Genomic DNA, 1695 nt, shown 5'->3' on the forward strand with positions numbered 1-1695 from the left:
ACGCGGGTGCTGGAGGATCTGCCGCGCCGGGTGCGGCTGTCCGACGCCCACCAAAACGGCTTCATCGCCGGCGGGGTGCTGCTGAGCGTGCTGGGCACGGTGGCGGTCGCGGCGCGGCCCGAGACCGTCGCCGTCGTCGGCTGGTATCTGGTCGGTGCCGTCGGCCTGGCGTCCATTCTGCGTGCCCGGGTGTGGGATTCGGCCGCCTGCAAGGCATGGCTGTTGGCCCAGCCGTTCCTGGCCGCGGCGGTGCTGCTGGTCTGCTACGCCGCGACCGGACGCTACCTCGCCGCCGGCGCTGCGCTGCTGGTGCTGGCGGTGCTGGTGCTGGTGTGGGCGGTGGCCGCACTGAACCCGACGATCGCCTCCCCGGACAGCTACTCGCTGCCGATGCGGCGGCTGGTGGGTTTCCTGGCGTCCACCTTGGACGCCTCGCTGATCCCGGTGATGGCCTACCTGGTCGGCCTGTTCACCTTGGTGCTCAATCGATGAAACGTGTCGTATTACCCTGGCTGGCAGTGGGTTTGACCGCACTGCTGGCCAGCGCACCGGCGCTGGCGATCAGCCCGCCGCAAGTCGACCAGGCGGTGCCCCCGCCGGACGGCGCCCCGGGTCCGGTGGCGCCGATGGATCAACGCGGCGACTGCGTTGCCGCCGCGGTGCTGCCCGGCACCCAACCCGGGACGGCCACCGCCGCTCAGCAGCTGATGAACCTTCCTGCGGCGTTTCAGTTCTCCCGCGGCGAAGGCCAGACCGTGGCCATCCTGGACACCGGGGTGCGGCCGGGACCCCGGCTGCCGGCCGTCGATGCCGGCGGTGACTACCTGGCGACGACCGACGGGCTCACCGACTGCGACGGGCACGGCACCCTGATCGCCGGGATCGTCGCCGGGCAGCCCGGCGACGACGGGTTCACCGGGGTGGCGCCGGCGGCGCGACTGCTGTCGATGCGGGTGACCTCGGCGACGCTCTCGCCCAAGGGCGGCGGCGGGGAGGACCCGGCGCTGGCCCGCGCGGCCGTCGACGTGGACGCGTTGAGCCGGGCGATTGTGCACGCCGCCGACCTGGGCGCCCGGGTGATCACCATTCCGACCGTGACCTGCCTGCCCACCGACCGCCCCGTCGACCAGACGGCGCTGGGCGCCGCGCTGCGCTACGCGGCGGTGGACAAGGACGCGGTGATCGTGGCCGCGGCCGGCGACGTGGGCCGCACCGGGGCGGCCGGCGCGGGCACCGCCTGCGACTCCAATCCGCCGACCGACCTGAGCCGCCCGGATGATCCGCACAACTGGGCCGGGGTCACCTCGGTGTCGGTGCCGTCGTGGTGGCAGCCCTACGTGCTGTCGGTGGCGTCGCTGGGTGCCGCGGGCCACCCGTCACCGTTCACCATGGCCGGGCCGTGGGTCGGTATCGCCGCGCCCGGCGAGAACATCGTGTCGGTGAGCAACCGCGACGACGGTGGGCTGGCCAACGCGCTGCCCGGCGACAAGCGAAAGCTGGTGCCGCTCAGCGGAACCGGCTACGCGACCGGCTACGTGGCCGGTATCGCGGCGCTGGTGCGCAGTAAGTACCCGGGGCTGCGCGCGACCGAGGTGGTGGACCGCCTGACCCGCGCCGCGCACAATGCGGCGCATCGGCCGTCCACCCTGGTCGGGGCCGGCACCGTCGACCCGGTCGCCGCGCTGACCTGGGAGC

2 protein-coding genes are annotated in these 1695 nt (G+C 73.7%); both read left to right on the forward strand.

Annotated elements, in window-relative coordinates:
• Positions 1 to 492, forward strand: a 492-nt coding sequence (eccD, locus tag BKN37_RS27040; RefSeq protein ID WP_071030366.1) for a type VII secretion integral membrane protein EccD, incomplete at its 5' end; no start/stop codon positions are given.
• On the forward strand, positions 489 to 1695 hold a 1207-nt coding region (mycP, locus tag BKN37_RS27045), incomplete at its 3' end, for a type VII secretion-associated serine protease mycosin (protein WP_071030368.1). The genes eccD and mycP, both read left to right, overlap by 4 nt.

This window comes from Mycobacterium talmoniae, from assembly GCF_001854525.1.
GTDB classification, from domain to species: Bacteria; Actinomycetota; Actinomycetes; order Mycobacteriales; family Mycobacteriaceae; genus Mycobacterium; species Mycobacterium talmoniae.